The organism is Micrococcus sp. H39-S4 (assembly GCF_027158145.1).
GTDB lineage: Bacteria > Actinomycetota > Actinomycetes > Actinomycetales > Micrococcaceae > Micrococcus > Micrococcus luteus.
This window is the reverse complement of the sequence record NZ_JAPVLT010000011.1, coordinates 69,480-76,600: the sequence shown is the minus strand read 5'-3', so window position 1 is coordinate 76,600 and position 7,121 is coordinate 69,480. Positions and strand designations below refer to the sequence as shown.

Sequence of the window (7,121 nt, the reverse complement as noted above, 5' to 3'; positions counted from 1 at the left end):
CGCTCCGCTCGCCTGGCGCGCTCCGCGCGCCGGTTGGGTGCCCCGCGCGTTGGGTGCCCAACCGGTAGGTGGGGCACGGCGGGCGCTGACGCGCCGCCGGGAGGGTTCCTAAACGGTGGGCCGGGGACGGGAGGGGGTCAGCTGGGCGCACCACGGGCCGCTGTGCGCCCGCCTGCGCCCCGTTCCCACCCCTGCACCCCCACAAGCCCACCCGCACCCCGAACGGCCCTCAGACGCCCCCACACCGGGCCAGGGGGCCCGAGGGGCCGGCGGGCCGGCGGGCCGGCGGGCCGGCACCCCGCGCAGCCCCCACCCCCGCCCATGCCATAACACCGCCAGCACACCACCACACCCCCACCAGAAACAACACCACACAACCGATTGCGCCCACACCACAAACCGTGTATGGTTTGACTCAGCGGGAGGCAACCGGCCCCCTGCACCCCTAGCCTTGGAGGCTCTCATGCTCACGTTCAACGCCCGCCAGCTGCTCCGCGGTCTCGATGTCGCTTCCTACCCCGCCCGCCTCGTCGACGAGCCGGTCGGGGCTCGCCTGACCACGGTCCCCCTGGAGGTGACCGACCAGGGCCTGATCGCCTACAGCACGGACCGCTACCAGCTCGCCCGCACGCTGACCGAGTACGCCCTGGAGGCGCCCGCGCACGGCGCGGGCCTGCCGCCGGTGCGCCTGCACCGCTCGGGCCTGAAGGTTCTGCTCCCGGTGCTCCGCGCCGCGAAGAAGGACGGCACGGTGGAGCTGACGGCCGACGAGGACACCGTCACGTTCACCGTCCACGCGGCGAACGGGCAGGTGCAGACGGTGCCGCTGAAGAACTACGCGGACGCGGACGCGGACGAGTATCCGAAGATCGCTTCCCTGTTCCGCCTGCACACCCAGCCGCGGGGCGCGCTCGAGGAGGGCACGTTCACGGTCAATCCGAAGTACGTCAAGGCGCTGGCCGACGTGACGGCGCGGTACACCAGCGACGGTGAGGTGCTCACGTTCGACCCGGACACCAACCACTCGGGCAAGCCCGTCGCGTGGGTCCACGGCCAGTGGGCGCACGGCATTCTGATGCCGATCCGTCGGGATCAGCTCCCCACGATCGACGCCGAGTACGAGGGCGTGGGACGTCTGTTCCGCGCCGTGCCGCTGATGCAGTCCCCGGAGTCCGCCAGCGTGCGGGAGGGCTCCGCCGTGGAGCGGGCCAGCACCCGCGGGACCGCCGAGGCTCCGGCCACGGCCTGATCCCCTCTCCCTCTCGGCGGGGTCGTCGCACTGCGGCGGCCCCGCCGCTGACCGCCCGGGCCTCGAGCGCCCACACCCCCGGTGGCCCCGCCCGCACGATGCGGGCGGGGCCGTCCGCCCGCGGCGGCTGCCGCTGTCTCCGCGGCACCGCGAGCTCGCAGCGCGGCGCCGGTAGCTGGCTGCCCCTCCACGACACGTCCCCCGCCGGTCGCCGGCCCAGACATCGCCCCCACGGCGGGGCCCTCCCGTGCCGCCGTCTCCGCGCCCTCCCCCCTTGCTGAGCTTCCAGCCGTCGGCGGCCCCACGCGCTCTCGGCTGCCGGCCGCGAGGGCCCCGCCGCGGACCGTGTCGGGGAGATGGCCCGGGCCCGCGGCTCCAGCTGCCGCGGCGGCCGGCAGCTCTAGCTCGCGCAGCCGGCAGCGTCCCTCCGCGACACGTCCCCGCCCGGCCCGCCATCCAGAGGCTGCTCGGCCTGCGGACTCCAAGCGCCCGTAGACCCAGGCCTCCCGCCACCCCGAGCACGCCCGCCGCGGCCGCGCACCGGCCCCACCCCGTGCCACCAGCCCCCACGCATCGCTTCCAGACCCCGCGGCGTGCCGGGGACATGCCCCGGACGCCCAGCTCCAACAGCCACGGCGGCCGGCAGCTCGAGTTCGCGCGGGTGCCAGTGGTGGTGTTCAGTAGACACTAAACAAATGCCATTCGGGTGAAGTCACTACACACCTTCTGATTTGCTTTTCTGTCCCTCCTTTGCTATACTTGAAAGGCTGGGGAACTCCCGGTGCGCCCCGCGGAACTCGCCGCGCGGGTGCCTCACAGAGAGGAAACGAAGAATGACCCATGGCAGAGTACGAGGCCGCTGCAGCGGCCTGACACGTGCACATCACAACCGCTACGAGACAGAGAGAGGCTCCTGTGAGAGTCCGTTAGGCACGCACCGTCCGTCCACCTTGAGCAGGTGGATCAGACGCATCAAGGAAAACCCAATACTCATATTCATTTGCGTTCTTGCCAACCGCATGGTCGAAGTCACCGACACTGTCGAGGCTGCCGAGAAGGTTGCCGAGTGGCTTCATGCAGTCCCCTGGGAGGCGGTAGCTTCCCTCGCATCCGATCTCGTACCCCACATCGTGGAACTACTGATTTGGATATTTCTACTCCTTTGATTAGGAGAAAATGCAAAGTTGAGCCCCTCTGGAGGATCTTCCTTCAGGGGGGCTCTTGCATGCCCGCCCGCCATGGCGACCCTGGATCGCCAGGATCCCGAGTACCTCTACGTGGCCCTGGTAGACGCGACCGAGCCGCGGCGGATGGAGGGCGTGGACTTCCACACGGGCACGTTCCCGGACGGGCTGAGCTGGAAGGCCGCGGAGGAGGCGGAGGCGGTGCTCAACGCCGCCGTGGCCATGGGTCCGCGTGAGGCCGCCGCCGGCGCGCTGGCCGTGCTGGCCTACGTGTCCTGGCTCCGGGGCCAGGGGACCCAGGCCGACGAGCGCCTGGCGCTCGCCAAGGCGTGCGTCCCGTGCCACGCACACGTGCGCGCCGTGTCCGCCATGATCCGCGCCACCTCGGTGGCCGTGGTCGCCGCCGACCTCGACCTGTCCTGGAAGCCCGTCAAGGGCTGACCGAACCGGCCCGGGGGCCGCTCACCGGCGGCCCCCTGTCGCGGACTCGACCGCGCAGCCGGCAGCTCCAGGTGCAGCTGCCGGCTGCGGATCTCCGCGACACGTCCCCGCCCTGCCCGCGCTCGCGGGTTGGACACCACCGCATCGCGCGTGTATGGTTTGACACAGCGGGAGGCATTCGGCCACCTGCACCCCTACCGGAGGAGGCAGCTCATGGAGCAGCAGACCACCACCCCCACCTACGCCGACGGGTACAAGGCCGGGTACCAGGACGCCAAGGCCTTCTACACCCGCCGCGACAACCACGCGCGCACCGTAGCCCGCCACTGGCGCGCCGTCGCCGACCACCCCAAGGGCGCCCGCTCCATCGAGGTGCTGACCATGCTCTTCCCCGAGCTGGTCCGCACCCTGGACGCCATGGCCGCTCACGAGCTGGATCACCCCCAGCCCTGAGCCGCCACCTCCCCCGACGGGCGCGGACCACACGGTCCGCGCCCGTCGGCGTCCCCGGCCCGCTCTCGCGGATCGGGGGCCTGAGATCCTGGCGCACGCCGGCGGGGCGACATCGCCCGCCCTCGGCGGCACGCGGCCCCCGGGCCCTCAGCCGAAGACGCCGCCGAAGGCCATGGCGGTGGCAGTCTCCACCACCCCCGTGACGGCGGACCCCAGGGCCGCGCTCCCCACGTTGGCGGCGAGACGACGCAGGCGACCGGCTCCCTCAGCCACAGGGCCGACGGCGGGCTGGTCTTCCTGGAGCGCCTGCTGGAGTTCGTCGATGGCCTCGGTCAGCTCCTCCTCCCCCTCCTTCTCCGCCATCACACGCAGGTCTGCAAGCGCGCGAGAGAGGTCTTCGACCGTGCCCTGAGCATGGGCGCCCTCGCCGACAGCCACAGGGCCAGACGGCGCGTGGAGATAGGTGATGTACTGCACGCCCACGCGATCGCTCAGGGCAGCATCGACCGCGGCGCGGCTGGGCAGCTCGCCGAGGGGGGTGTCGGCGGTGAGGTCGGCGACGAGCTCGACCAGGCTGGTGCGGATGCGGTCCACGATGCCGCGGAGGCTCGGACCGGGCACCGCGTACATCAGGCTGGTGATCTGCCGATGCGGCGGCAGGATGGCGTTGAGCATCATCTGCGCTGCACTGAGCGGGCCGGCCCCGTAGTGGAACGCCTCCCGAGTCGCCATCTCCTCGATCTCCGCCAGAGGCCCCTTGAGGGTCAGCAGTTCGGGGACCACCTCCCGGACGTCGTCGGGGAAGTCGTACCACGAGACGGGTTGCCTGCTCACGACGGTGTTGCCGCTGATGGAGGACATGAGCATGCCGGCATGGATGCTCCGGTAGGCAGGCGCGTCGACGTCGTCCGGGTAGCCGTTGAGCTCGAACTTCGCCCACTCCCGCAGGCTCTGCGAGCCGGTCTGCGCGCCGAGCATCAGGCACTTGCGCAACAGGCCGGGCAACGGTTCCGCCTCGTCGATGACGCGCTCGCGGAGGTCAGTGAGCAGTGAGCTGGTCATGGTGTCCTTCGCCGGATCCGGTGGGATGCTGATCGTATCCATCCCCCGGCTGAACAGGCCTCGCTCTCCCCCGCCCCGCGCGGCTCCGCGCCCGCCCCGCAGCCGCGTCGGGGACATGCCCCGGACCTCCAGCTCCCGCAGCCGCGGCAGCCCGGCCGGCCGAGCTGAAGCAGCCGGCCGCCCATCTCCACGACACGTCCCCGCCCGGCCCGCGCTCGCGGACCCCTGGGCGTAACACGCAGGCCGGCGCCGTGCCGCCTACCCTCGGCCGCAGCTCTGCCGGCGGACATCCACGGCACGCCGGTCTCCCACATGCGTGGATGACACGGCAGTCATCGCCGCCAGAAGCATCACATGCCGCGGCGCTCCGCCTCCCTCTTCGTGAGCTCCTCGAGCTTGCCCTCCACGCGGCTCAACTCCTGCTCGTACCAACGCAGGTCCGCCTCGCGCTGACTCCTCTTCCGCTCGGCTTCCTCCGCAACTTGATCCTCCAGGCGCTCAGCACGGAGCGTCAGCTCGTCCTGCATGACGAGGCCACCGAAGATGAGCGCAGAGGACACGAACAACCCCCACGCGCTCATCGAGTCGACCACCGGACTGCGCCAGAAAAACCCGGCCGCCAGGGGCACGCAGGCCACGCCGACCGCCGCAAACGCCCAGGTGGACCGCGCCCTGCCAGCCTCCCGCGTCGACACCAGGGCAAGGAGCACGGCCACGAAGAACACCCACGCCAGGATGATCAGCGCGCGCAGCTCAGGCGACATCCCAGGCTCCTCTCCAGGGGGCGGCGGAGCTGAGAATCCCATGCTGTCGACCCCCGTGGCCAGCACGCCCATCGTCGTCAGAGCGGAAAAGCCCGCCCCCACGATGGCCCACAACGCGGCCAGCCACCTCCCGCGAGCTTTGAGCCGGGAGGCCCGCTCCGCCCGTTCCGCCGCCGCCTGCTCATCGCCTGCCATCTACCCTCCTACCGGGAACCCCCGGGACTCGGCCTGGCGCCGATCCACGCCGCCGGCACCCTCCGCCCATCTTGTCCCAACTCAGCCGCCAGAGAGCCCACCTCCCGCGGAAATCGCTGTCGACCCAACGACCACGCCGGGGACATGCCCCGGACCCGCGGCCGCCGGCGCCCCGAGCTGAAGCAGCCGCGGCCGCCGGCAGCACATCTCCACGACACGTCCCCGGCTGGCCCGCGCTCGCGGCCGCGTTCGCTCCGGGCCGGCCGCGCCGGGACGTCCGCACGCCGGCGTCGCCGTCGAGTGGACGGGTCCGCCGACAGTTGAGTCCCGCATAGTGGTGTAGCGCCCGGTGGTCGGGCACGTCGTTCCAGACGTGGACGCGGCCACCGTGTGATCCGTCGAGTCAACCTCTCACAGAATCCTCGAATGGAGTCATCACGATGACCGCTCCTCATATTCTCGACCCTGCCGGCCTGCTGAGCGAAGCCCTGTCCGAGGCCTCCCCGGACATGATGCGCCACCTGCTGCAGACGATGATCAACACCCTGCTCTGCGCTGACGCCGATGCGGTGGTCGGCGCCGAATGGGGCAAACCCTCCCGTGACCGCACGGCCCAGCGCAATGGGTACCGGCACCGGGACCTGGACACCCGGGTCGGCACCGTGGACGTGGCCATCCCGAAGCTGCGCTCGGGCACCTACTTCCCGGAATGGCTGCTCGAGCGGCGCAAGCGGGCCGAATCGGCGCTGATCACCGTGGTCGCAGACTGCTACCTGGCCGGTGTCTCTACCCGGCGGATGGACAAGCTGGTCAAGACCTTGGGCATCAATGCCCTGTCGAAGTCCCAGGTGTCCCGGATGGCCGCGGACCTCGATGAGCAGGTGGAGGCCTTCCGCCACCGGCCGCTCGGGGAGGCGGGACCGTTCACGTTCGTGGCCGCCGATGCGCTGAGCATGAAGGTCCGCGAGGGCGGGCGGGTGGTCAACGCGGTGGTGCTCATCGCCACCGGGGTCAACGGCGACGGCCACCGCGAAGTGTTGGGCCTGCGGGTGGCCACCAGCGAGACCGGGGCGGCGTGGAACGAGTTCTTCGCCGACTTGGTCGCCCGGGGCCTGGCCGGGGTCCGGCTGGTCACCTCTGATGCCCACCCCGGGCTCAAGGACGCCATCGCCGCGAACCTGCCCGGTGCGGTGTGGCAACGCTGCCGCACCCACTACGCGGCGAACCTGATGGGCATCACCCCGAAGAGCATGTGGCCGGCCGTGAAAGCCATGCTGCACTCGGTCTACGACCAGCCCGATGCGGCCAGCGTGCACGCGCAGTTCGACCGGCTCCTGGACTACGTGAGCGAGAAGCTGCCCACCGTGGCTGAGCACCTCGACGCCGCCCGGGCGGACATCCTGGCCTTCACCACGTTCCCGAAGGACGTCTGGACGCAGGTCTGGTCGAACAACCCGGCCGAGCGGCTCAACCGGGAGATCCGCCGTCGCACCGACGCGGTGGGCATCTTCCCCAACCGGGCGGCCATCGTCAGGCTCGTGGGTGCGGTGCTGGCCGAGCAGACCGATGAATGGGCCGAGGGTCGACGCTACCTCGGTCTCGAAGTCCTGGCCCGCTGCAGGCTCACCACCGTGACCAACACCGGAGACGAGGTGGACCCCGACACCGAACTCACCCTCGGCCTCAGCGCCTGACCCCCATGAAGGATCAGACCGCTACACCATCACGAGGGGCTTGACCCCGCCGACGCTGCGACCATGGGTGGCCCTGGCG

General features: G+C 71.0%; 6 protein-coding genes. 4 read left to right on the top strand and 2 right to left on the bottom strand.

The annotated features are described in order from the left end of the window. Positions 1-463 precede the first annotated feature (463 nt). From O3T09_RS10495 to O3T09_RS10485, 3 genes are all read left to right on the top strand, one after another. Complete coding sequence (locus O3T09_RS10495) at positions 464-1,249, top strand: hypothetical protein (RefSeq protein ID WP_269295538.1); 786 nt, start codon at positions 464-466, stop codon at positions 1,247-1,249. A 1,238-nt stretch (positions 1,250-2,487) separates the two neighbouring features. Continuing rightward, positions 2,488-2,874, top strand: coding sequence for a hypothetical protein (locus O3T09_RS10490; protein WP_269295537.1), 387 nt, complete (start codon positions 2,488-2,490; stop codon positions 2,872-2,874). 213 nt (positions 2,875-3,087) lie between these two features. Beyond that, positions 3,088-3,327: a hypothetical protein gene (locus O3T09_RS10485; protein ID WP_061873209.1), complete on the top strand. Its 240-nt coding sequence runs from the start codon at positions 3,088-3,090 to the stop codon at positions 3,325-3,327. Between the two features lie 147 nt (positions 3,328-3,474). On the opposite strand, the gene O3T09_RS10480 is transcribed toward O3T09_RS10485, so the two are convergent. Continuing rightward, positions 3,475-4,389, bottom strand: coding sequence for an AbiTii domain-containing protein (locus O3T09_RS10480; RefSeq protein ID WP_269295536.1), 915 nt, complete (start codon positions 4,387-4,389; stop codon positions 3,475-3,477). Positions 4,390-4,739: 350 nt separating this feature from the next. Then, positions 4,740-5,348 (bottom strand): hypothetical protein, encoded by a 609-nt coding sequence (locus tag O3T09_RS10475; RefSeq protein ID WP_127445843.1) that lies wholly within the window; start codon positions 5,346-5,348, stop codon positions 4,740-4,742. A gap of 440 nt (positions 5,349-5,788) precedes the next feature. Between O3T09_RS10475 and O3T09_RS10470 the strand changes: the two genes are divergently transcribed. Further along, a complete protein-coding gene (locus O3T09_RS10470) occupies positions 5,789-7,042 on the top strand; it encodes an IS256 family transposase (protein ID WP_135019873.1) in 1,254 nt (417 codons plus the stop codon). Positions 7,043-7,121 lie beyond the last annotated feature (79 nt).

What these genes read in the sequence shown, in the direction of transcription:
- O3T09_RS10490 (WP_269295537.1), top strand. Translation starts at nt 2,488, where the DNA reads ATGGCGACCCTGGATCGCCAGGATCCCGAGTACCTCTACGTGGCCCTG.
- O3T09_RS10495 (WP_269295538.1), top strand. Translation starts at nt 464, where the DNA reads ATGCTCACGTTCAACGCCCGCCAGCTGCTCCGCGGTCTCGATGTCGCT.
- O3T09_RS10485 (WP_061873209.1), top strand. Translation starts at nt 3,088, where the DNA reads ATGGAGCAGCAGACCACCACCCCCACCTACGCCGACGGGTACAAGGCC.
- O3T09_RS10470 (WP_135019873.1), top strand. Translation starts at nt 5,789, where the DNA reads ATGACCGCTCCTCATATTCTCGACCCTGCCGGCCTGCTGAGCGAAGCC.
- O3T09_RS10480 (WP_269295536.1), bottom strand. Translation starts at nt 4,389, where the DNA reads ATGACCAGCTCACTGCTCACTGACCTCCGCGAGCGCGTCATCGACGAG.
- O3T09_RS10475 (WP_127445843.1), bottom strand. Translation starts at nt 5,348, where the DNA reads ATGGCAGGCGATGAGCAGGCGGCGGCGGAACGGGCGGAGCGGGCCTCC.